At 68.4% G+C, this 23135-nt stretch carries 23 protein-coding genes; 20 read left to right on the top strand and 3 right to left on the bottom strand.

What is annotated here, in order from left to right:
- The first annotated feature begins 152 nt into the window (after positions 1-152).
- From ACQZ13_RS20830 to ACQZ13_RS20745, 18 genes are all read left to right on the top strand, one after another.
- Entirely contained in the window at positions 153-2501 is a 2349-nt protein-coding gene (locus ACQZ13_RS20830) for a bifunctional salicylyl-CoA 5-hydroxylase/oxidoreductase (protein ID WP_431047741.1), read from the top strand.
- Between the two features lie 57 nt (positions 2502-2558).
- Positions 2559-3347: an SDR family NAD(P)-dependent oxidoreductase gene (locus tag ACQZ13_RS20825; RefSeq protein ID WP_431047739.1), complete on the top strand. Its 789-nt coding sequence runs from the start codon at positions 2559-2561 to the stop codon at positions 3345-3347.
- Complete coding sequence (locus ACQZ13_RS20820) at positions 3347-3922, top strand: MarR family winged helix-turn-helix transcriptional regulator (protein WP_431047737.1); 576 nt, start codon at positions 3347-3349, stop codon at positions 3920-3922. The genes ACQZ13_RS20825 and ACQZ13_RS20820 overlap by 1 nt, the downstream gene beginning before the upstream one ends.
- A 33-nt stretch (positions 3923-3955) precedes the next feature.
- A complete protein-coding gene (locus ACQZ13_RS20815) occupies positions 3956-4795 on the top strand; it encodes an enoyl-CoA hydratase family protein (RefSeq protein WP_431047735.1) in 840 nt (279 codons plus the stop codon).
- Positions 4796-4803: 8 nt separating this feature from the next.
- Positions 4804-5955 carry an acyl-CoA dehydrogenase family protein gene (locus ACQZ13_RS20810; protein WP_431047733.1) on the top strand — a complete coding sequence of 384 codons (1152 nt, stop codon included), beginning with the start codon at positions 4804-4806 and terminating at the stop codon, positions 5953-5955.
- Positions 5956-5965: 10 nt separating this feature from the next.
- Positions 5966-7633: a benzoate-CoA ligase family protein gene (locus ACQZ13_RS20805; protein WP_431047731.1), complete on the top strand. Its 1668-nt coding sequence runs from the start codon at positions 5966-5968 to the stop codon at positions 7631-7633.
- 57 nt (positions 7634-7690) lie between these two features.
- Complete coding sequence (locus tag ACQZ13_RS20800; RefSeq protein WP_431047729.1) at positions 7691-8914, top strand: ABC transporter substrate-binding protein; 1224 nt, start codon at positions 7691-7693, stop codon at positions 8912-8914.
- 23 nt (positions 8915-8937) lie between these two features.
- Complete coding sequence (locus tag ACQZ13_RS20795; RefSeq protein WP_088405327.1) at positions 8938-9858, top strand: branched-chain amino acid ABC transporter permease; 921 nt, start codon at positions 8938-8940, stop codon at positions 9856-9858.
- Between the two features lie 4 nt (positions 9859-9862).
- The gene (locus ACQZ13_RS20790) at positions 9863-10864 is read left to right on the top strand and encodes a branched-chain amino acid ABC transporter permease (RefSeq protein ID WP_431047726.1); all 1002 of its coding nucleotides are present in this window, start codon (positions 9863-9865) and stop codon (positions 10862-10864) included.
- Positions 10857-11663 (top strand): ABC transporter ATP-binding protein, encoded by an 807-nt coding sequence (locus tag ACQZ13_RS20785; RefSeq protein WP_431047724.1) that lies wholly within the window; start codon positions 10857-10859, stop codon positions 11661-11663. Before ACQZ13_RS20790 ends, ACQZ13_RS20785 begins: the two co-directional genes overlap by 8 nt.
- Positions 11660-12373 carry an ABC transporter ATP-binding protein gene (locus tag ACQZ13_RS20780; RefSeq protein ID WP_431047722.1) on the top strand — a complete coding sequence of 238 codons (714 nt, stop codon included), beginning with the start codon at positions 11660-11662 and terminating at the stop codon, positions 12371-12373. Before ACQZ13_RS20785 ends, ACQZ13_RS20780 begins: the two co-directional genes overlap by 4 nt.
- Before the next feature lie 43 nt (positions 12374-12416).
- Positions 12417-12860, top strand: a complete 444-nt coding sequence (locus ACQZ13_RS20775; protein WP_088405330.1) for an acyl-CoA thioesterase — start codon at positions 12417-12419, stop codon at positions 12858-12860.
- Positions 12861-12873: 13 nt separating this feature from the next.
- Positions 12874-13338 (top strand): RidA family protein, encoded by a 465-nt coding sequence (locus tag ACQZ13_RS20770; RefSeq protein WP_431047720.1) that lies wholly within the window; start codon positions 12874-12876, stop codon positions 13336-13338.
- A 36-nt stretch (positions 13339-13374) separates the two neighbouring features.
- Positions 13375-14568, top strand: a complete 1194-nt coding sequence (locus tag ACQZ13_RS20765; RefSeq protein WP_431047718.1) for an acyl-CoA dehydrogenase — start codon at positions 13375-13377, stop codon at positions 14566-14568.
- 106 nt (positions 14569-14674) lie between these two features.
- Positions 14675-15490 carry a type IV toxin-antitoxin system AbiEi family antitoxin domain-containing protein gene (locus ACQZ13_RS20760; RefSeq protein ID WP_431047716.1) on the top strand — a complete coding sequence of 272 codons (816 nt, stop codon included), beginning with the start codon at positions 14675-14677 and terminating at the stop codon, positions 15488-15490.
- Positions 15491-15730: 240 nt separating this feature from the next.
- The gene (locus ACQZ13_RS20755) at positions 15731-17749 is read left to right on the top strand and encodes an alpha/beta hydrolase family protein (RefSeq protein ID WP_431047714.1); all 2019 of its coding nucleotides are present in this window, start codon (positions 15731-15733) and stop codon (positions 17747-17749) included.
- Between the two features lie 275 nt (positions 17750-18024).
- Positions 18025-19035 (top strand): alpha/beta fold hydrolase, encoded by a 1011-nt coding sequence (locus ACQZ13_RS20750; protein ID WP_431047712.1) that lies wholly within the window; start codon positions 18025-18027, stop codon positions 19033-19035.
- Positions 19036-19045: 10 nt separating this feature from the next.
- Entirely contained in the window at positions 19046-20038 is a 993-nt protein-coding gene (locus ACQZ13_RS20745; RefSeq protein ID WP_431047710.1) for an alpha/beta fold hydrolase, read from the top strand.
- Here ACQZ13_RS20745 and ACQZ13_RS20740 read toward each other — a convergent pair.
- The 3 genes from ACQZ13_RS20740 to ACQZ13_RS20730 form a co-directional block, all read right to left on the bottom strand.
- On the bottom strand, positions 20031-20930 hold the full coding sequence (locus tag ACQZ13_RS20740; RefSeq protein ID WP_431047708.1) for a LysR family transcriptional regulator: 900 nt from the start codon (positions 20928-20930) through the stop codon (positions 20031-20033). The two genes, ACQZ13_RS20745 and ACQZ13_RS20740, sit on opposite strands and share 8 nt — an antisense overlap.
- A 27-nt stretch (positions 20931-20957) precedes the next feature.
- Positions 20958-21497: a hypothetical protein gene (locus ACQZ13_RS20735; RefSeq protein WP_431047706.1), complete on the bottom strand. Its 540-nt coding sequence runs from the start codon at positions 21495-21497 to the stop codon at positions 20958-20960.
- A 66-nt stretch (positions 21498-21563) separates the two neighbouring features.
- On the bottom strand, positions 21564-21731 hold the full coding sequence (locus tag ACQZ13_RS20730) for a hypothetical protein (RefSeq protein ID WP_431047704.1): 168 nt from the start codon (positions 21729-21731) through the stop codon (positions 21564-21566).
- 173 nt (positions 21732-21904) lie between these two features.
- Between ACQZ13_RS20730 and ACQZ13_RS20725 the strand changes: the two genes are divergently transcribed.
- The gene (locus ACQZ13_RS20725; protein ID WP_431047702.1) at positions 21905-22150 is read left to right on the top strand and encodes a hypothetical protein; all 246 of its coding nucleotides are present in this window, start codon (positions 21905-21907) and stop codon (positions 22148-22150) included.
- A gap of 85 nt (positions 22151-22235) precedes the next feature.
- On the top strand, positions 22236-23009 hold the full coding sequence (locus ACQZ13_RS20720; protein ID WP_431047700.1) for a class II aldolase/adducin family protein: 774 nt from the start codon (positions 22236-22238) through the stop codon (positions 23007-23009).
- Positions 23010-23135 lie beyond the last annotated feature (126 nt).

Genomic DNA, 23135 nt, shown 5'->3' with positions numbered 1-23135 from the left:
GTGCTTTGCGCAAGCCGCCCGGGCGGCGACGTCGACGGGCTCAGGGTTATCTCTGGAAAGGCCGGTCGCCCATATCGTTGACACCTCAACTATCCAGGCCTAAAGTGATCCCGTCAAGCAGTCCTCGCCCGACGCTCGCCGGGCTTCCCACCATGCGTATCACCTGCATAGGCGGCGGTCCCGCCGGCCTGTACTTCGCGCTGCTGATGAAGCGGCAGAACCCGGCGCACGAGGTCACGGTGCTGGAGCGCAACCGCGCCGGCGACACCTTCGGCTGGGGCGTGGTGTTCTCGGACCAGACGCTGGCCGCGCTGCGCGAGGCCGATCCGAAGACCGCCGAGCAGATCCTGCAGTCCTTCAACCACTGGGACGACATCGCCGTCCACATCGACGGCCGCACGATGGTGTCGGGCGGGCACGGCTTCTGCGGCATCGGCCGGCGCAAGCTGCTGGACATCCTGCGCGAGCGGTGCGAGGAACTGGGCGTCGTGCTGCGCTACGAGACCGACGTCGCCGACGACGCGGACATCGATGCCGACCTGATCATCGCCGCCGACGGCCTCAACAGCCGTCTGCGCCAGAAGTACGCCGCGACCTACCAGCCCGACGTCGACCTGCGCAACTGCCGCTTCGTGTGGCTGGGTACGACCAAGCTCTTCGACGCGTTCACCTTCGATTTCCAGAAGACCGAATGGGGCTGGTTCCAGGCGCATGCCTACCGCTATGACGACACGCATTCGACCTTCATCGTCGAGACCCCGGAACACGTGTGGAAGGCGGCCGGCCTGGAGGACATGAGCAAGGAAGAGGGCATCGCCTTCTGCGAGAAGCTTTTCGCCAAGGTGCTCGACGGCCATCCGCTGATCTCGAACGCGGCGCACCTGCGCGGTTCGGCGCAGTGGATCCGCTTCCCGCGCGTGGTCTGCAAGCGCTGGGTGCATCACAACGGCCGCGCGCCGGTCGTGCTGATGGGCGACGCGGCGCACACCGCGCATTTCTCGATCGGCTCGGGCACCAAGCTTGCGCTGGAGGACGCCATCGCGCTGGCACGCGACATCGAGCGCCATGGCGGCGGCGTGGACAGCCTGTCCGCCGCGCTGGAGGCATACGAAGCCACGCGTTCGATCGACGTGCTGCGCATCCAGAACGCGGCGCGCAACTCGACGGAATGGTTCGAGAACGTCGAGCGCCACGCGCGTCTGGCGCCGGAGCAGTTCGCGTATTCGCTGCTGACACGCTCGCAGCGCATCTCGCATGAGAACCTGCGGCTGCGCGACGCGCGCTATGTCGGCGAGTACGAATCGTGGCTTTCGCGGCGTGCGGGCCTGGACCGCGCCGCGCCGCCGATGTTCACGCCGTTCTCGCTGCGCGGCGTGAGGCTGAAGAACCGCGTCGTGGTGTCGCCGATGGCACAGTATTCCTGCGAGGACGGCCAGCCCGCCGAGTACCACCTGGCCCACCTCGGTGCGCGCGCGATGGGCGGCGCGGGGTTGGTGTTCGTCGAGATGACCTGCGTGTCGCCGGAGGCTCGCATCACGCCGGGATGCCCGGGCCTGTGGAACGACGCGCAACGCGACGGCTGGAAGCGCATCGTCGATCACGTGCACCGCAGTTCGACCGCGAAGATCGCCATGCAGCTCGGCCACGCCGGCGCGAAGGGGTCGACGCGCGTGGCCTGGGACGGCATCGACCAGCCGCTGGACGACGGCGACTGGCCGTTGATCTCGGCGTCGCCGCAGCAGTATCTGGACGGCGTCAGCCAGTGGTCGAGCGAGATGACGCGCGCCGACATGGATCGCGTCAAGGCCGACTTCGTCGCCGCGACGCGGCGCGCCGCCGATGCCGGCTTCGACTGGCTGGAGCTGCACTGCGCGCACGGCTATCTGCTGTCGAGTTTCCTGTCGCCGCTGACGAACCAACGTACCGATGATTTCGGCGGCTCCTTGGAGAACCGCCTGCGGTATCCGCTGGAAGTCTTCGCCGCGATGCGCGCGGTGTGGCCGCAGGACCGGCCGATGTCGGTGCGGATCTCCGCGAACGACTGGGTGCCCGGCGGCACGACGACCGAGGATGCGGTCGCCATGGCCGAGGCCTTCAAGGCCGCGGGGGCCGACCTGATCGATGTGTCCTCGGGGCAGGTCAGCAAGCAGGAGCGGCCCACCTACGGCCGCATGTGGCAGACCCCGTTCAGCGAGAGCGTGCGCAACCGCGCCGGCATCGCGACGATCGCGGTGGGTGCGATCTCGGAGGCGGACCACGTCAACAGCATCATCGCGGCCGGCCGCGCAGACCTGTGCGCGATCGCGCGTCCGCATCTGGCCAATCCGGCGTGGACGCTGACCGAGGCCGCGAAGATCGGCTACCTGTCCGGCCCCGGCCTGGACTGGCCGGTGCAGTACCTGTCGGGCAAGAGCCAGATGGAGCGCGAGTTCGAACGTCAGCGCGCCACGGGCGGCGGCGCGGCGGCGCAGGAACAGGCCAACAAGGCGCTCGGCGTCTGAAGCGGCGGTCATGACGACAAGCAATAGCGCGACAGGCAACAGCGTCAAGGAATCTCCATGAGCAACAGGTACCCGCTCGAAGGGCTGCATGCGGTCGTCACCGGCGGAGGCTCCGGCATCGGCGCGGCGATCGCGCAGGCGCTGATCGCCGACGGCGCGCGCGTCACCTTGATGGGCCGGCGCATCGAGAAACTGAAGGAACAGCGCGACAGGCTGAACGTCGGCGGCGGCCCGTCGGTCGAGCTGCAGGTCTGCGACGTCGGCGACGAAGCCAGCGTGCGCGACGCCTTCGCAGCGGCAGTAGCCGCGGCCGGTCCGATCGACCTGCTGGTCAACAACGCCGGGCAGGTCGAGACGGCGCCGCTCGCGAAGACCTCGTTGGACACGTGGCAGCGGCTGCTCAACGTGAACCTCACCGGCAGCTTCCTGTGCAGCCGCGAGGTGCTTCCCGGAATGACCGAGCGCCGCTTCGGCCGCATCGTCAACGTCGCGAGCACCGCGGCGCTGAAGGGCTACGCCTACGTCGCGGCCTACTGCGCGGCCAAGCACGGCGTGCTCGGCCTCACGCGCGCCCTGGCGCTGGAGACGGCGCGCAAGGGCATCACGGTCAACGCCGTCTGCCCGGGCTACACCGAGACCGACATCGTCGCCGGCGCGATCGAGACCATCGTCGCCAAGACCGGCCGCACGGCCGAGGAGGCGCGTGCCGAGCTCGCCTCGGTCAATCCGCAGGGACGGTTGGTCGACCCGGCGGAAGTCGCCGCCTCGGTGGCGTGGCTGGCGCGTCGCGACAGCGGCTCCATCACGGGGCAGGCGATCGCCGTCGCCGGCGGGGAGGTGATGTGATGCGCGATGCCGCACGAGATGCCACCAACGGTGCCGCGCGCGCCGCCGCCAGGGGCGCGCCGCGGGATGCCGCCGACGAGGCGGGCGCGGAGGTCGCCCCGGACATCGAGTCCCGCATGCACGACGGCGACCACCAGGCCTTGCGCGTCTGGCTGCGCCTGCTGGCCTGCACCACGCGCATCGAGGACCAGATCCGCCAGCGCCTGCGCAACGACTTCGGCACGACGCTGCCGCGCTTCGACCTGCTGGCGCAGCTCGAACGCAGTCCCGACGGCCTGACGATGCGCGAGCTGTCGCAGCGGCTGATGGTGACCGGCGGCAACGTCACCGGCATCACCGACCAGCTCGAAGCCGAGGGCCACGTGGTGCGCGAGCCGCATCCGTCGGATCGACGCAGCGTCACGGTGCGGCTGACGCCGGCCGGGCGGCGTCAGTTCAAGCGCATGGCCGCGACGCACGAGGGTTGGATCGTCGAGCTGCTGGCCGGCTGGCCGCCCGAACAGAAGACCCAGGTGTATGAGCTGCTTGCAGGACTGAAAGGTCACCTCGCGCAGCTCGACGCCGCCCGCAAATGAACGATTGATGAACGATTGAAGGAGTACCCATCGATGGACAGCCATCTCATCAGCGGCAACACGCGCAGCCTGAAGGGCTTCGAGCCTAAGCACTTCAGCTGGCGCCAGGACGGCGCGGTCGGCGTCGTCACGCTGAACCGTCCCGAGCGGAAGAATCCTTTGACCTTCGAGTCCTACGCCGAGCTGCGCGACCTGTTCCGCACGCTCTCTTACGTGGACGAGGTCCATGCGATCGTCGTGCAGGGCGCTGGCGGCAACTTCTGCTCCGGCGGCGACGTGCACGAGATCATCGGACCGCTGACGAAGATGGCCATGCCGGACCTGCTGGCGTTCACGCGCATGACCGGGGACCTCGTGAAGGCGATGCGGGCCTGCCCGCAGCCGGTGGTCGCCGCGATCGACGGCGTCTGCGCCGGCGCCGGCGCGATCATGGCGATGGCCTCGGACCTGCGCGTCGGCACCGCGCGGAGCAAGACGGCCTTCCTGTTCACGCGCGTCGGCCTGGCCGGCTGCGACATGGGCGCCTGCGCGCTGCTGCCGCGCATCGTCGGGCAGGGCCGCGCGTCGGACCTGCTCTACACCGGCCGCAGCCTGGGCGGCGAAGAGGCGCTGCAGTGGGGTTTCTTCAACCGCATCGCCGAGCCGGACGCGCTGGAATCCCAAGCCGTGGCCTGGGCCGCGGAGATCGCCGCCGGTCCGAACTTCGCGCACGCGATGACCAAGCGGATGCTGCATCAGGAGTGGACGATGGGCGTCGACGAGGCCATCGAGGCCGAGGCGCAGGCGCAGGCGATCTGCATGATGACGCAGGACTTCCACCGCGCGTATCACGCGTTCGTGGCGAAGCAGCGTCCCGAATTCAAGGGCGATTGAGGACGGCCATGAATCATCTGAAGCACCTGGACTGGCCGTTCTTCGACGACAGGCACCGCGCGCTGGCGAGCGAGCTGGACGGCTGGTGCGCGCGCCACCTCGCGCACGGCGCGGTCGATCACGACGATGTCGACGCCTCCTGCAAGGCGCTGGTGAAGGCGCTGGGCGCTGGCGGCTGGCTGACGCACGCGGTGGCGGGCGAGGGCGAGGCCATCGACACACGCGCCATCTGCCTGCTGCGCGAGACGCTGGCGAGGTACGACGGCCTGGCGGACTTCGCGTTCGCGATGCAGGGGCTGGGCTCGGGCGCGATCTCGCTGATGGGTACACCCGCGCAACGCGAGGCGTATCTGCCGCGCGTCTCCCGGGGCGAGGCGCTGGCGGCGTTCGCGCTCTCGGAGCCGGAGGCCGGATCCGACGTCGCCGCGATGCAATGTGCCGCGCGTGAGGGCGGCGACCACTACGTCCTCGACGGCGAGAAGACCTGGATCTCCAACGGCGGGATCGCGGACTTCTATGTCGTCTTCGCACGCACGGGAGAAGCCCCCGGCTCTCGCGGCATCAGCGCGTTCATCGTCGACGCCGGCACGCCGGGCTTCGAGATCGCCGAGCGCATCGATGTGATCGCGCCGCATCCGCTGGCGCGGCTGCGCTTCACGGGGTGCCGCGTGCCGAAGACCGCGATGATCGGCGCCCCGGGCGAAGGCTTCAAGGTGGCGATGCGGACGCTGGACGTGTTCCGCACCTCGGTCGCCGCCGCCTCGCTGGGCTTCGCTCGGCGGGCCTTGGAGGAAGGTCTGAACCAGGCCAAGGAGCGGGCGATGTTCGGCGCCACGCTGGCGGATCTGCCGTTGACGCAGGCCAAGCTGGCCGACATGGCCTGCACCGTCGACAGCAGCGCGCTGTTGGTCTACCGCGCGGCGTGGGAACGCGACCAGGGCCGCACGATCACGCGCGAGGCGGCGATGGCCAAGCTGATGGCGACCGAAGGCGCGCAGCGTGTCATCGACGCCGCGGTGCAGTTGCACGGTGGCCGCGGCGTGCGGCGCGGCGAGATCGTCGAGTCCCTGTACCGCGAGATCCGCGCGCTGCGCATCTACGAAGGGGCCAGCGAGGTCCAGCAGCTGATCATCGGCCGAGACCTGTTGAAGAACGGATAAGGACGCGCTCATGCACCGCACCGCCCACCAGGACACCTTCGCTCGCGACAACCTCCCGCCGCAGGACCAGTGGCCGGAGCTGATCTTCGATCTGCCGGAGCTGCAGTTTCCCGAACGCATGAACTGTTCGTGGGATCTGCTGGACCGCTGGGTCCATGAAGGGCAGGGCGGCCGAACGGCCGTGATTGGCGGTGGCAATGGCAACGGCGGTGGGCTCGGCGGTGTCGGGCGCCGCGGCGAGGAGATCCGCTGGACCTACGCCGAGCTGCAGGCGCAGGCGAACCGCATCGCCAACGTGCTGGTGAACGAGCTCGGCGTCGTGCCCGGCAACCGCGTGCTGCTGCGCGGCGCCAACACGCCGCAGTTGGCGGCCTGCTGGTTCGCGGTGATGAAGGCCGGCGCGATCGCGGTCGCGACGATGCCGCTGCTGCGCGCCAAGGAACTCGGCCAGGTCATCGAGAAGGCGCGCGTCTCGCACGCGCTGTGCGACGCGGCGCTGGCCGATGAACTGGAAACGGCGCGCGCGCAGTTCCCCGTGCTGGAGCGGGTCTGCCTGTTCCGCAGCGATGCGCCGGACGGACTCGAGGCGCTGGCTGAGCGCCAGTCCGCGAGCTTCGACAACGTCGACACCGCGTCAGACGACTGCGCGCTGATCGCGTTCACCTCCGGCACGACGGGGCAGCCCAAGGGCACGATGCACTTCCATCGCGACGTCATCGCCATCTGCCGCTGCTGGCCGGTGCACTGCCTGCGCGCCCGCGCCGACGACGTGTTCATCGGCAGCCCGCCGCTGGCTTTCACCTTCGGACTCGGCGGCCTGCTGCTGTTCCCGCTGAGCGTCGGCGCGACGGCCGTGCTGCTGGAGAAGGCGTCGCCCGACGCGCTGCTGCCGGCGATCGCGAAGCATCGCGCGACAGTGTGCTTCACTGCGCCGACGTCCTATCGCGCGATGGCAGCGCAGGCCGCGTCGCACGACCTGTCCTCGCTGCGCAAGTGCGTGAGCGCCGGCGAGGCGCTGCCCGCCGCGACACGCCAGCTGTGGAAGGACACGACCGGCCTGGAGATGATCGACGGCATCGGCGCGACCGAGATGCTGCACATCTTCGTCTCGCACACCGAGGAGACGGCGCGCCCCGGCGCGACCGGCAAGCCGGTGCCGGGCTACCGGGCGCGCGTCGTCGACGACGAGGGCAACGACGTGCCGCAAGGCAGCGTCGGCAAGCTCGCGGTGCTCGGTCCGACCGGTTGCCGCTACCTCGCGGACGACCGCCAGCTCAAGTACGTGAAGCACGGCTGGAATCTGACCGGCGACGCCTACCTCATCGACGCCGACGGCTACTTCGTCTACCAGGCGCGCACCGACGACATGATCATCTCCGGCGGCTACAACATCGCCGGTCCCGAGGTCGAGTCCGCGCTGCTCGCGCATCCGGCGGTCGCGGAATGCGCGGTGGTCGGCGTGCCCGACGACGAACGCGGCCAGATCGTGAAGGCTTTCGTCGTGCTCAAGCCCGATGCGATCGGCGGGGCCGACGACGGCGCGCTGGTCAAGGCGATGCAGGACTTCGTCAAGGCCGCCATCGCCCCGTACAAGTACCCCCGTGCGATAGAGTTCCGCGCCAGTCTGCCCCGTACCGAAACGGGCAAGCTGCAGCGTTTCCGCCTGCGTGAGCAGTAACCGCAGTCTTCCGACCGACCGTCCCCCGACCGTCCCATTTCCTGTCCGGAGAAGCCGATGAAGATGCCGTCGAAGTCCCCCGCGTTCCTGCCCGTCCAGACGGTCGTCCGTGCCGCGCTCACGACGCTTGTCGTGTTCACTGCGCTGGCTGCGGTCGTTCCCGCCGCCCGCGCGGCCGACAAGCTCAAGGTCGGCATGCTCAGCACGCTGTCCGGCGCGGGCGCTGGTCTCGGCGTGGACATCCGCGACGGCTTCGCGCTCGCGGTGCAGCAGAACGGCGGCAAGCTCGGCGGCCTGCCGGTGGAGACGGTGATCGCCGACGACCAGCAGAACCCCGAGGTCGCCAAGCAGTCCGCCGAGCGGCTGCTCAAGCGCGACAAGGTCGACGTGATGACCGGCATCGTGTTCTCCAACGTGATGCTGGCGGTCGGCCCGGGCGTCTTCGCCGCGCAGGTGCCCTACATCAGCGCCAACGCCGGCCCGTCGCAGTACGCGGGCGAGCAGTGCAACCCCTACTTCTTCAACGTCGCCTGGCAGAACGACAACCTGCATGAGGCCATCGGCAAGACGGTGATGGACAAGGGCTTCAAGAAGGTCGTGGTGCTCGCGCCCAACTACCCGGCGGGCAAGGACGCGGTGGCCGGTTTCCGCCGCTACTACAAGGGCGTGGTCGCCGACGAGATCTACACCAAGCTCGGCCAGCTCGACTACTCCGCCGAACTCGCGCAGGCGCGCGCGGCCAAGCCCGACGCGATGTACATCTTCCTGCCCGGCGGCATGGGCATCAACTTCATCAAGCAGTTCGTCGGCGCGGGGCTGTCCAAGGACGTGACCCTGTTCGGACCGGGCTTCTCCGCTGACGAGGACGTGATCAAGGCCGTCGGCGAGCCGATGCTGGGCATGTTCAACAGCTCGCACTGGGCGCACGACCTCGACAACGCCGCCAACAAGCGATTCGTCGCGGACTTCGTGAAGGCCTACGGCCGGCTGCCCTCGCTGTACGCGAGCCAGGGCTACGACGCGGCGCTGCTGATCGCCGCCGCGGTGCGCGACGTGAAGGGGAAGATCGAGGACAAGCCCGCGCTGCTGAAAGCGCTCAAGGCGGCGAAGTTCGAGTCGGTGCGCGGCCCCTTCCGCTTCAATCACAACCAGTACCCGGTGCAGGACTACTACCTGCGCGTGATCACCAAGGACCCGCAGGGCCGTGTGACCAACCGGACGCTGGGCAAGATCTTCGAGCAGCACGCGGACGCCTACGCGCCGCAGTGCAAGATGAAGTGACCTGAGCGGAACACGTCGTCGTCATGGATCTGATCCTCGTCGCCGAGCAGGCGCTCAACGGCCTGCAGTTCGGGCTGATGCTGTTCCTGCTGGCCGCCGGCCTGACGCTGGTCTTCGGCATCATGGACCTGATCAACCTCGCGCACGGCTCGCTGTACATGGTCGGCGCCTACCTCGCCGCCGCGGCGATCGCGGCGGGTGCCTCGTTCCTGGTGGCGGTCCTCGCGGCGGTCGCTGGCACGGCGATCTTCGGCATGCTGCTCGAAGTGACGCTGCTGCGCCGGCTCTACCAGCGCGATCACCTGAGCCAGGTGCTGGCGACCTTCGCGTTGATCCTGATGCTCAACGAGGGCGTGCGCATGATCTGGGGCGAGCAGCCGCTGATGCTCAACACGCCGGCCGCGCTGTCGGGGCCCGTCGAGTTGCTGCCCGGTCTGATGTACCCCGCCTACCGGCTGCTGATCATCGGCGTGGGGCTGGCCGTGGCCGTCGCGCTCTACCTGCTGGTGACGCGCACGCGCTGGGGCATGTGGGTGCGCGCCGGCGCGTCCAACCGCGCGATGACCACGGCGATGGGCGTGCCCGCGGACCGGCTGTTCACGGCGGTCTTCGGCATCGGTGCGGCCTTGTGCGCGCTGGCGGGCTCCCTGCTGGGACCCCTGTTGGCGGTGCAGGTGGGCATGGGCGAAAGCATCCTGATCCTCGCGTTCGTCGTGATCGTCATCGGCGGCATCGGCTCGATCCGCGGCGCGCTGGTCGGCGCGCTGCTGGTGGGACTGGTGGACACCGGCTCGCGCACGCTGCTGCCGGCGGCGCTGCGGCAGATCGCCTCGCCGGAGGTCGCCTCCACGCTCGGGCCGTCGATCGCGGCCATCCTGATCTACGTGCTGATGGCGGCGGTGCTGTTCTGGAAACCGCGCGGCCTGTTCCCCGCGAGAGGCTGATCCGATGACCGAGTCCCTGCGTCCGCGACGCACGCTGCTTCATCACCGCGCCGGCGGCCTGTGGATCTGGGCGGTGTTCATCGCGCTGGCGGCGCTGCCGCCGCTGCTGCAGGCGCTGGGCCTGGAGTTCTACACGGTGGTCGCGACGCGGGTGCTGATCTTCGCGATCGCGGCGGCGAGCCTGAACTTGATCCTCGGCTTCGGCGGGCTGGTGAGCTTCGGCCACGCGGCCTTCGTCGGGATCGGGGCATACACGGTGGGTGTGCTGGCGGACGCCGGCGTGGCGTCGGCGTGGATCGCCTGGCCGGCGGCGATGGTCGTCTCCGGTATCGCGGCGGCGGTGATAGGCGCCATCAGCCTGCGCACGCGCGGCGTCTACTTCATCATGATCACGCTGGCCTTCGCGCAGATGTTCCATTACCTGGCCGTCTCGCTGAAGGCCTACGGCGGCGATGACGGCCTGCCGGTGCCGTCGCGGTCGGTGTTGCACGGCCTGCCGGTGACGCTCACGGATGACGCGTCCTTCTTCTGGGTCGCGCTGGTGCTGTTCGCGCTGGTCTTCGCGGGGCTGCGGCGGCTGGTCAACTCGCCGCTTGGATGGCTGCTGCAGGCCGCGCGCGACAACGAGACCCGCGTCGCCGCGACCGGCGGCCGCGTGTTCGCGGTGCAGTGGACGGCCTTCGTCGTCGCCGGCGCGATCGCGGGACTGGCCGGCGCGCTGCTGGCCAACCTCAACGGCCTGGTCTCGCCGCATCTGATGCACTGGTCCCAGTCGGGACAGCTGATGGTGATGGTGATCCTGGGCGGCGCGGGCGCGCTGTGGGGCGGACCGCTCGGCGCGGCGGTGTTCCTGCTGCTCGAGGAACTCCTGTCCGGCGTGACCATCCATTGGCAGTTCGCGCTCGGGGCCATCCTGCTCGTCGTGGTGCTCTTCGCGCCGCGTGGATTGACGGGGCTCTTCGGTCGCTTCGGTGTGAAGAAGTCCAAGGGAGCCGCGCATGCGTGACATCGCGACGACCGCCCTGCCATCGGCGCTGCCTGAGCTTTCGCTGCTGCAGGTGCATCGACTGGTCAAGCGCTTCGGCGCGCTGACCGCGACCGACGAGGCGAGTTTCGACGTTCGTGCCGGCGAGACCCACGCGCTGATCGGCCCGAACGGCGCCGGCAAGACGACGCTGATCCACCAGATCTCCGGCGCACTGGCGCCGGACGGCGGCGGCATCTTCTTCGACGGCGAGGACGTGACCGCGCTGACGATGCCCCGACGCGTGAGCGAGGGCCTGGTGCGATCCTTCCAGATCACCAGCATCTACCGGCGCTTCACGGTGCTGGACAACGTCGTGCTGGCGGTGCTCGCACGGCGTCCGTCGGCGCCGTCGTGGTGGCGCTCCGCGCGCGCGGACGAGGCGGCGTATGCCGACGCCGAGGCGATGCTCACGCTGGTCGGCCTCGCGCCGATGGCCGACCGCGTCGCGGGCAGCCTCGCGCACGGCGAGCAACGTCAGCTGGAGCTCGCGCTGGCGCTCGCCGCGCGGCCGCGCCTGCTGCTGCTCGACGAACCGATGGCCGGCATGGGCCCCGACGAATCGGCTCGCATGGTCGAACTGCTGGCGGCGCTGAAGGCGCAACACCTGACCCTGCTGCTGGTCGAGCACGACATGGACGCGGTCTTCAAGCTCGCCGACCGGGTGTCGGTGCTGGTGAGCGGACGCGTGATCGCGACCGGTTCGCCGGACGAGATCCGCCGCGATGCGGCGGTCAGGCAGGCCTACCTCGGCGACGAGGCGGAGGAGGAGGCCGCATGAGCGACGCGCTGCTGGAGATCGACGGCCTGCGGGCCGGCTACGGCGACAGCCAGGTGCTGTTCGGCCTGGATCTGCGCATCGCGTCGGGCGAGGTGGCGACGCTGCTGGGCCGCAACGGCATGGGCAAGAGCACGACGCTGCGATGCCTGACCGGCTGGCTGGCGCCCAGCGGCGGCCGCATCCGCTTCGCGGGCGAAGACGTCACCGGCTGGCGCGCCGACCGCATCGCGCGCCTGGGCCTCGCGATCGTGCCCGAAGGCCGCCAGGTCTTCCCCAACCTCAGCGTGCTCGAACACCTGAAGGCCTTCGAGGCCAACCGCTGCCGCGCTTCTGAGCCGTGGACCGTGGAACGCGTCTTCGCGCTCTTCCCGCGGTTGAAGGAACGCGCCTCCAACATGGGCCAGCAGCTCTCGGGCGGCGAGCAGCAGATGCTCGCCATCGGCCGCGCGCTGGTGACCAATCCGCGCCTGCTGGTGCTGGACGAAGCGACCGAGGGCCTCGCGCCCTTGATCCGCGAGGACATCTGGCGCTGCCTGGACACGCTGCGCCAGGGCGGACAGACCATCCTGGTGGTCGACAAGTACGTGAAGCGCCTGATCAGGCTCGCGGACCGGCACAGCATCCTGGAGCGCGGGCAGGTGGTGTGGCGCGGTGATTCGGCCGCGCTGGCGGCCGATCACGGGCTGTGGCATCGGCATCTGGGCGTATGACCACGCATGAACGACGACGCAACGACATGACCAGGAGGACCCCATGACGGCTGCTTTCGAGCGCGAGGTGCTGATCCGCTTCGGGCACTGCGACCCCGCGGGCATCGTGTTCTTCCCGCGCTACTTCGAGATGCTGAACGCCTTCGTCGAGGACTGGTTCAACGAGGGGCTGAGCGTGCCGTATGCGGAGCTGCTTGGCCCGCGCCGCATCGGTCTGCCGACGGTGCAGTTGCAGACCAACTTCGAGCGCATCAGCCGCCAGGGCGAGCGGCTGACGCAGCGGCTGTGGATCGAGCGCGTCGGACGCAGCTCGCTGTCGCTGCGCGTGAGCTTCGACGGCGCCGACGGTCCGCGGGTGAGCTTCGGCCAGGTGCTGGTGTGCACCTCGCTGGAGACGCACCAGTCGCAACCCTTTCCCGAGGACGTCCGCGCCGCGCTGGTGCGGGCGGTCCAGCAGCAGCAATCCCATCAATCGTCAGAGCAGTAGAGGAGTCAGGACGATGAGCGACAACAACAACGAGAAGACAAGCACCGGTGCCGACGCCGGTGCCGGAACGGGCGCCAAGCGCGTGCTCCAGCCCGCGGGCTGGGCGGCGCCGCGTGGCTACGCCAACGGCGTGGCCGCGACCGGCACGCTGGTGAGCGTGGCCGGCCAGATCGGCTGGAACGGCCAATGCCAGTTCGAGAGCGACGACTTCGTCGCGCAGTGCCGCCAGGCGCTGAGCAACATCAAGGCGGTGCTGGCCGAAGCCGGCGCCGAGCCGCGCCACATTGTGCGGATGACCTGGTACCTCCTCGACAAGCGCGAGTACGTCGCGCGCGGCCGCGAGGTCGGCCAGGCCTACCGCGAGGTGCTCGGCAGCGAGTACGGCATCGCGATGACCGCGGTGCAGGTCGCGGGTCTGATCGAGGACCGTGCGAAGGTTGAAATCGAGGTGACAGCGGTGGTGCCGGCACGGGACTAGGATCGGTTTGAACGCATTCAAGAACGGAAGAGACACATGAGCCACGCATCCAAGGCCGCGAAGGCGGCATTCCATTGGGACGATCCGCTGCTGCTGGACCAGCAGCTGACCGACGACGAACGCGCCGTGCGCGACGCCGCGGCGGCCTACTGCCAGGACCGTCTGGCGCCGCGCGTGCTGGAGGCTTTCCGGCACGAGCAGACCGACGTGGCGATCTTCCGCGAGATGGGCGAACTGGGCCTGCTCGGCCCGACGATCCCGGAGGCATACGGCGGCGCCGGCCTGAACTACGTCTGCTACGGCCTGGTCGCGCGCGAGGTGGAACGCGTGGACAGCGGCTACCGCTCGATGATGAGCGTGCAGAGCTCGCTGGTGATGGTGCCGATCAACGAATTCGGCAACGAGGCCACGAAGCGCAAGTACCTGCCCAAGCTGGCCAGCGGCGAGTGGATCGGCTGCTTCGGCCTGACGGAGCCGGACCACGGTTCGGACCCGGGCTCGATGGTGACGCGGGCGCGCAAGGTCGACGGCGGGTATGCGCTGACCGGCAGCAAGATGTGGATCACCAACAGCCCGATCGCGGACGTGTTCGTGGTCTGGGCCAAGGACGACGGCGGGCAGATCCGAGGCTTCGTGCTGGAGAAGGGCTGGAAGGGCCTGAGCGCACCGGCGATCCACGGCAAGGTGGGCCTGAGAGCGTCGATCACCGGCGAGATCGTGATGGACGAGGTCTTCTGCCCGGAGGAGAACGCCTTCCCCGACGTGCGCGGCCTGAAGGGTCCGTTCACCTGCCTGAACAGCGCGCGTTACGGCATCGCGTGGGGGGCGCTGGGCGCGGCGGAGTTCTGCTGGCACACGGCGCGGCAGTACACGATGGACCGCAAGCAATTCGGCAAGCCGCTGGCGGCCAACCAGCTGGTGCAGAAGAAGCTGGCGGACATGCAGACCGAGATCACGCTGGGCCTGCAGGGCTGCCTGCGGCTGGGCCGGATGAAGGACGAGGGCACGGCGTCGGTGGAGATCACGTCGATCATGAAGCGCAACAGCTGCGGCAAGTCGCTGGAGATCGCGCGCACGGCGCGGGACATGCTGGGCGGCAACGGCATCAGCGACGAGTTCGGCATCGCCAGACACCTGGTCAACCTGGAGGTGGTCAACACCTACGAGGGCACGCACGACATCCATGCGCTGATCCTGGGGCGCGCGCAGACGGGGATCGCGGCGTTCTGAGAACGTCGGTTCCCAGAGGAAGAGAAGGGCGCCGAGGCGCCCTTTTTTACGCCCAAATCATATGCAGAACCTTGCAATTTTGCGTGGTTCTGCATATGGTTTGGGCGTGACCTCAATCGAGAAATTCCTGGATCAACGCCTGGCCTCGGGGCGGGAGACGTTCACGCGCACCGAAGTTGCTTCCGAACTGACGCTGACGACCTCGGGTTTGGAGTCCGCGCTGGCACGGCTTCGGGCACGTCAGCGCATCGCCAGTCCCTACAAGAACTTCTACGTCATCGTGCGGCCCGAGGACGTCGTCATGGGCGCCCCCGACGTGGATCGTTGGATCGACCCGCTGATGCGCCACCTTGACCTGGACTATCGGGTCTCGTTGCTGAGGGCCGCCGCGCTTCATGGCTCTTCGCACCAGGCGGTGATGATCTTCCAGGTGATCGTTCCGAAGCAATTGCGTAGCTTCGAGATCGGCCGGCAGCGCATCCAGTTCCTGACGCAGGCAGCGAGGGAATTCAATGCGGTCAATCAAGAGGAATTTCTGACTCGAATCAAGTCGCGCTCCGGTTATGCGAAGGCGGCCGGCCTCGAGCTGAACCTTCTCGATGCGGCGCGATATTGCGGGAAGGCTGGCGGCATCAACGGTGTCGCGCAGATGGCCAAGACGCTCGGCGGCCGAGCCAGTTCCCGGCGACTCTCTGCGCTGGCTGCGCATTACGAGACGCCATGTGTGCGGCGCCTCGGATTCCTTCTGGAGTACTTCAATCACAACAGGCAGGCGAGGGCCTTGGAGCCATTCGTTGCCAGCGCGAAGACGCGGGCGCCGCTGGATCCTTCGGCCATCGTGATCCACTCGTTGGGGGAGGAGTACGAGACGGACGCCAAATGGAAGATCGTGCTGAATCGCGAAGTGGAGGTCGACGATTGATCGCCTGGGCACGAGGTGAGGCTGCAGTTGAACTCGATGCGCCTTGTCGGATTTCGCCCCCCAAGTCATACGCAGAACGCTTCAGATCTGCGTCTTTCTGCATACGGGTTGGGGCGCTCCCTCTCATGGGGGAATCGTGGCTTTCCCGCTTCAGGCGAGGGGGCGACCCTCGGTAGCATCGCGCCCGACCAAGAACGACAGGCCGCCCTGCCGGGGCGGCGGCTTTCCCAGGGAGTGACGATGAAGCGATGGATGGGCGCGCCGACCACGGCGCGCGTGAAGCCGATGACGGCGTGGGCGCTGGCGGCCGCGATGGCCGTCACGACGGTGGCCGCGGCGGCGCAGACCGCCGTTGACGTGCCGAAGAAGCCACGCGACGTGCCGCCGCAGGTCTTCTTCCGCGGCGCCGACCTCGACATGACGACGCTGTCGCCGACGGGCAAGCGCCTGGCCGTGGCATCTTCCGCGGGCGCCGGATTGCGCGTCGGGGTGGTGGTGTTCGACCTCACCGACAAGATCGAGGCGCGCCGCGCCGCGCAGTTCCGCGACATCGACGTGTCCAGCTACCAGTGGGTCAACGACGACAAGATGATCGTGTGGACCTGGGATCGGCGATTGGGCTCCGGACGCTACAGCGACGACGCCAATCAATACCTCGTCAGCGCTGCCGGCGGTTCGGTGGAACACATCCGGTTCGAACGCGGCGACCAGTTGCTGGCGCTGCCCTTCCCCCATCCCGGCGAGCCCGCCAACCGCGTGCTGGTCGCCAAGACCAGCTATACCTCCGGCGCCATGTTGCAGCCGGCCTGGCTCAATGTGGAGACCGGCCGACGGACCGCCTCCGACATGGACACGCCGCAGGGCGCGACCGGCTACCTGTTCGACAGCCACGGCGTGCCCCGCGTCGCCTACATCGACGACGGCAAGCGGCGCAAGATCCTGCAGCGCCCGGCAGGCAGCAAGGACTGGACGCCGCTGGTCGAGGGCGAGCAGCTGCACATGCCCTTCGAACCGGCGGCGGTGACCGACGACGGTCAGCTGTACGTCACCTCCGCGTCCGGCCCGCAGGGTTACGACGTGTTGACGCGCTACGACCGCGAGACGCAGGCGCCGGAGCCGCGTCCGCTGGTGAGCGCGCCGGGCTTCGACTACCAGGGCGATTTCCTGCGGGACGCCGGACGCGTCGTCGGTGTGCGTCTGGTGACGGACGCCCCCGGGACCGTGTGGTTCGACCCCGAGATGAAGCGCTTCCAGGCCGTGGTCGACGCGCGCTTCCCGGAAGGCATCAACGACGTCCGCTGCCGCCGCTGCGGCAAGCCCGACATGGTGGCGACGGTGTTCAACTCCTCCGACCGCGATCCCGGTACGCACTGGGTCTACCGCGCGGCGCTGCCGGAAGCCGAGCGCTGGGCCGTGCTGGGTCGTCGCCGCAGCGACGTCGATCCGAGCCTGATGGCCTCGGTCGATTTCCATCGCATCAAGGCGCGCGACGGGCGCGACCTGCCGGTATGGATCACGCTGCCGCAAGGCGTGAAGCCGGGTCATGCCGCGCCGGCCATCGTGCTCGTGCACGGCGGACCGTGGGTGCGCGGTCGCGTCTGGGGCTGGGACGGGATGTCGCAGTTCCTGGCCTCGCGCGGCTACCTCGTGATCGAGCCCGAGTTCCGCGGCAGCATCGGCTACGGCAATGCGCACATGAAGGCCAGCTTCGGACAATGGGGTCAGGCCATGCAGGACGACGTCGCCGACGCGCTGCTGTGGGCGCAGGGCCAGAAGCTGGCGACCGACAAGGCCTGCATCGCCGGGGCCAGCTACGGCGGCTACGCGGTGATGATGGGGCTGGCGAAACACCCGTCGCTGTACCGCTGCGGCGCGGCATGGGTCGGCGTGACCGACCTCGAATTGCTGGTCAAGGGCGAACGCTGGGTGGACGACGACTCCGACCTGGCGCGCAAGTACTCGATCCCCGAGATGATCGGCGACCCGGTGAAGGACATCGAGATGCTGCGGGCGAATTCCCCGGTGCTGCTGGCCGACCGCATGAAGGCGCCGGTGCTGCTGGCCTACGGCGAGATGGACCGCCGCGTGCCGCTCGCGCACGGTGAGCGCATGCGCGATGCGCTGATCAAGGCGGGCAACACGCCCGAGTGGGTGGTCTATCCGGGCGAGGGCCACGGCTGGGCCAAGAACGTGAATCGCGTGGACTTCGCGAACCGCCTCGAAGCCTTCTTCGCCAAGCATCTGGGCGCGGGCAACTGAGTGTCTGGAGGTCAGCCGCTCGGTGTGAGCCGCTCGGTGTGAGCCAAACGAGGCCCGCGCGGGATGCGCGGGCCTCACCATTTCATTTCGCGAAAGAGTCCTTTCGACGCCGCCCGGATTCTCTTGATCCGGCCTCTCGACGAGCATTCAACCCATCGATCGGACGGGTTTGAACAGCGAGTCGATGCAAGGGGACCGCCGCCACCAAGCGGCTCCTGATGCGCCTTCAAACCGGTCCGAAGAGTTCCTCCTCTTCAGACCACGAAGGTGCATCCATGAATCGCAAATCCACCGCGACACGGGTCGCAGTCGCAACGGCCGCACTGACCTTGTCCGCCGCCGCCGCCGTCGCTGCGACCGGCACGGCGTCCTCGGCATCCGTGCGCTACCGCTCGGTGACCGTCGACGGCGTGCAGGTCGCCTACCGCGAGGCCGGCGACGCCAGCAAGCCCGCGATCCTGCTGCTGCACGGCGTGCCGAGCTCCTCCCGCATGTACGACGCGCTGATGCGTCGGCTGGGCGACCGGTATCACCTGGTGGCGCCGGACTATCCCGGCTTCGGCCACAGCGACGCGCCGTCGCCGGCGCAGTTCACCTACACCTTCGACCACCTCGCCGAGGTCGTCGGCAAGTTCACCGACGCGGTGAAGCTGGACCGCTACGTCCTCTTCATGCAGGACTACGGCGCGCCGGTCGGCATGCGCCTGGCCGAGGCGCGCCCCGGCGCGATCCAGGGCATGGTCTTCCAGAACGGCAACGTCTACGACGACGGTCTCGGACCGTTGTGGGCCAAGCGCCGCGCGTTCTGGACGGATCGCGCCGCGCATGAACAGGAAGTCCGCGCCGGCCATCTTTCGCTGGCGACCACCCGAGCCCGGCACGTCGGCACCGATCCCGACGTCGAGGCCTACGACCCGGATCTCTGGACCGACGAGCACGCCTACCTGAACCGCCCGGGCCAGGCGGAGATCCAGTCCGAACTCATCTACGACTACCAGACCAACCTGGCGAGCTATCCCGCGTGGCAGCGGTGGCTGCGTGCCCATCAGCCGCCCACGCTGGTCGTCTGGGGCAGGCACGACACGGCCTTCACCGTGCCCGGCGCCCAGGCGTTCAAGCGGGATCTGCCGCAGGCGCGCGTCGAGATCCTCGACGGCGGCCATTTCGTGATGGACACGCGACTCGACGAGGTCGCGCGTCTGACCGACGAGTACATGCAGGCCAACCGCGCTGCCTTCGATTCCCGCGCCGCTCGCAACGACGGCGCTCCTTCCACCCACCGCTGAGACCACCACCATGAACACCACCCGCCTCATCCGCGCCATCGGCGCCGCCTTCGCCGTGACCATCGCGGCGCAGTTCCCCGCGCAGGTCGCCGTCGCGGCGCCTGCCGCCACCGAGAGCGCCATCCGCGCGCCGGCGAGCGTCGACATCCAGTACCGCACCGTCGTCATCGACGGCGTGAAGGTCTTCTACCGCGAGGCCGGCCCGAAGGACGCGCCCGTGCTGCTGCTCCTGCACGGCTTCCCGACGTCCTCGCAGATGTTCCGCAACCTGATCCCGCAGCTGGCGGACCGCTACCGCGTGATCGCGCCGGACTATCCGGGCTACGGTCAGAGCGACATGCCGGCCATGGACAAGTTCCAGTACAGCTTCGACAACCTGGCCAAGGTGGTCGACAAGTTCACCGTCGCGGTGGGCGCCTCGAAGTACGCGCTGTACGTGCAGGACTACGGCGCGCCGATCGGCTTCCGCATCGCCTCGGCGCATCCGGAGCGCGTCACGGCGATCGTCGTGCAGAACGGCAACGCGTATGACGAAGGCATCGACAACGACTTCTGGGCGCCGCTCAAGCGCTACTGGGCCGACAAGTCGACGGCAAACGGCGAGAAGTTGCGTCCGACCTTCGAGCTGGCCGCGACGAAGTGGCAGTACACCGAAGGCGTGCGCGACGTGCGCCACATCAGCCCCGATGCGTGGACCGTCGACCAGGCCTACATGGATCGTCCGGGCAACAAGGACATCCAGCTGGAGCTGTTCTACAGCTACGGCACCAACCCGCCGCTGTATCCGGGCTGGCAGGCCTACTTCCGCAAGCACCAGCCGCCGATGCTGATCGTCTGGGGCAAGAACGACAAGATCTTCCCGGCCGCCGGCGCGCACCCCTACCTGCGCGACCTGCCCAAGGCCGAGCTGCACCTGCTGGACACGGGGCACTTCGCGCTGGAGGAGGATGGCGCCACCATCGGCGCGCTGATGCGCGACTTCCTGGGGCGCAAGCTCAAGTGAGCGAAGGGTCGGCGCGCAACTGCTCGATCAGCAGGTCGAGCAGCGCGCGCACCTTCGCGGTCGGGCGCCGGCCCTGTCGATGCAGCACGTGGATCGGCACGGGGCCGGATTCGTAGGCCGACAGGATGGTCTGCAGGCGGCCGTCGCGCAGCGGCTCGCGCACCTGGTAGGACATCAGGCGCGTGATGCCGAGGCCACCGACCGCCGCGGTGATCGCGGCGTCGTTGGTGGTCGTCATCATCGTGGGACGCAGCTCGTAGACGCGGGCTTCGTCCTGTTCGGCGAAATGCCAGCGCGTGGTGGGGGTCAGACCGGTCGCGGAGATGATGGTGTGCTGCGCCAGCTCCTCAGGATGCTGAGGCGTGCCGCGGCGTTCCAGGTAGTCGGGTGAGGCGCACAGCACGCGCCGGATCGTGCCGACGCGCACGGCCTGCAGCGAGGAGTCGGGCAGCTCGCCCAGCCGCACGGCCACGTCGACCGCTTCGTCGTCCATGTTGACGACCCGGTCGACGAACAGGCAGACCGCCTGGGTCTCGGGGAATCGGCCGAGGTAGTCGGTCACCACCGGCGCGATGTAGAGGTTGCCGAACATCGCCGGCGCGGTGATGGTGACGCGGCCGCGCGGCGTGCCGTTCACGCTGGCGACGGCGCCGTCGGCGTTCTCGAGATCGACGAGCAACTGCTTGCAGTCCTCGAGGTAACCGGCGCCGGCGTCGGTCAATCGCACCACCCGCGTCGTGCGCGTGAAGAGCGACGCGCCGAGGTGCTCTTCGAGGTCGAGGACGGCGCGCGTGACCGTCGCCGGCGAGAGATTGAGCTTGCGCGCCGCGCCGGCGAATCCGCCGACCTCCGCCACCGCGACGAAGACGCGCATCGAGTGCAGTTGATCCATGCGGGGATTGTCGTGCAGGGATCCTGCTCAGAAGCGGTCGACGAGAACCTGCAGTGACAAGACGGCGATGTTCTGGAGCATGTGAGGGATGAGCAGAATCAGGAAGTGTCTTGAACGTCCCGCGTCTCGCCATCGCAGCCACGCCCACGCGAAGACGGTGAACGACGCGGCCGGCCCGAAGAACCACATCGGATGGATCGCGCCGTGCGCGACGCCAGCGATCAGGCCAATCGCCAGACTGGGCACCCATACCGTCGGCGTCATGCCGCGGATCAGCGACCCGGCGGCCCAGACGAACAGTGATTCCAGAAGTGGAGAAAGAAGTCCCGCGCCGAGCCAGTCACGGACCTCCAACCCGATGCGCGGGACTGGCGGAGATGGCATCCCAGCCATGTGCACGACGAATGTCGCGACGGTCTGAAGGCTTGTTGCCGCCAGCAGCGACAGGACGGTGATCTTCAGACAGTAGACAAGCAGCTGATCAGTGATGACCGGCGACATGCGCTGCGCGCCGGGCTCCCGGATCGGTGGCGTCGCCTGCTTGATAGGCCGAGGGTCCAGGCTCATGAGGTGGCGATGTTTGGAGAAGAGCGCCAGCAAACGGTAGCAGACCGTGCTGGCGCGTTGTCGAGGTTACGCCGTCATCTGCGAGGCGCCGATCTGCTCCCAGGTCCCGTCATCAGCCCCGCCCGGGGCCTTCTCGCTCGCCCAGGAGCCAAACCCCTTGATGGCGTCCCACGCCGCTGCAGCAGCGACGCCCGCCCAGAAGCCGCCCGAGACCTGGGCAATCTCCTCGTCCATGAGCCCTTCCGAGGGCTGATGGGCGCCCCGATTCAGGGGCGACATGGCGGTCCATTTTGCGAAGAAGGTTGTCGCCTGGATAGAACTCGGATCGGCTAGATCATTGATGTCATGGGACGGTGACGCGATGCGAGCCCAGAATCTCCCATCGCGTTCACCTGTCAATCCGCAACATGAACCAGACCTCTTCGGCTGCTCGCAAGTACATCACCGTGCACACCATCAGGCGCGCGAATCTGCGCCTGACGATCGGCTGGCGCGACCATGAACCGTCGCCTGCCGTGCGCGCGCTGATGCCCAGCAGGGAGGTGATCCTGAAGGCCGCGAACATGGCGCTGGCGCGATGTATGGAACGACAAGGCGATCGCCTCAAGAGGTACTTGAGCAAACTGGACAAAGGTGCTGCCGACCTGTCGTGAATGCGACATCGACACCCAGCCTCCTGGCGCACGATCCGCCGCTGACCGGACCCGTTCGATGGTCCGGCGCGATCCGGAGACGACCATGGACGACATCACCGCCCGCATCCCCTCGCTCAAGGGCCAGGTCAGCGACGCCGAATGGCAGCTGCGCGTGGACCTCGCCGCGTGCTACCGCCTGGTCGCGCGCTACGGCTGGAGCGACCTGATCTTCACGCACATCAGCGCGCGGCTGCCCGGCGACGCGCATGAGTTCCTGATCAATCCCTACGGCCTGATGTTCGACGAGATCACGGCTTCCAACCTGATCAAGGTCGATGCGTCGGGCAACAAGCTGCAGGAGACGCCGTTCCCGGTCAACCAGGCCGGCTTCATCATCCATTCCGCGATCCACGCGGCCCGGCCCGACGTGGGCTGCGTGCTGCACACGCACACGCGCGCCGGCGTGGCGGTGTCGGCGCAGAAGGGCGGCGTGCTGCCGATCTCGCAGCAGTCGACCTTCGTGCTGGCCTCGCTCGCGTACCACGACTACGAAGGCGTCGCGATCCGCCCTGACGAGCAGCCGCGACTGCAGAACGACCTCGGCGACAAGATCTTCTATTGCCTGCGCAACCACGGGCTGCTCACCGTCGGCAAGACGATCGCCGACGCTTTCCTGTCGATGTACACCTTCGAGAGCGCCTGCCAGATCCAGATCGCGGCGCAGGCCGGAGGCGTCGAACTGACCCCGGTCCACGACGAGATCATTCGTGGCACCGCCGAGTCGATGCGCGTGCAGACCGGCGGCCTCGGCGGGGCTTTCGTGTGGCCGACGCTGCTGCGGCAGGCGAGCCGGCAGTGTCCGGGATTCGACGTGTGAGGAGGCGATTGGGCGCTGTCTACTCGTCGTAGCGCCTAGCGATCCCACGGGTCCATGAGTGGCTCTCGACGTTTTGTGGGCGGAGGTGCCCCGGTCGGCGAATCATCTTCGCCCTCAGAGAGGCGT

The sequence above is a fragment of the Roseateles sp. L2-2 genome, from assembly GCF_050613215.1.
Classification (GTDB): Bacteria; Pseudomonadota; Gammaproteobacteria; order Burkholderiales; family Burkholderiaceae_C; genus Roseateles; species Roseateles noduli.
This window is presented reverse-complemented; position numbering and strand designations above follow the sequence as displayed.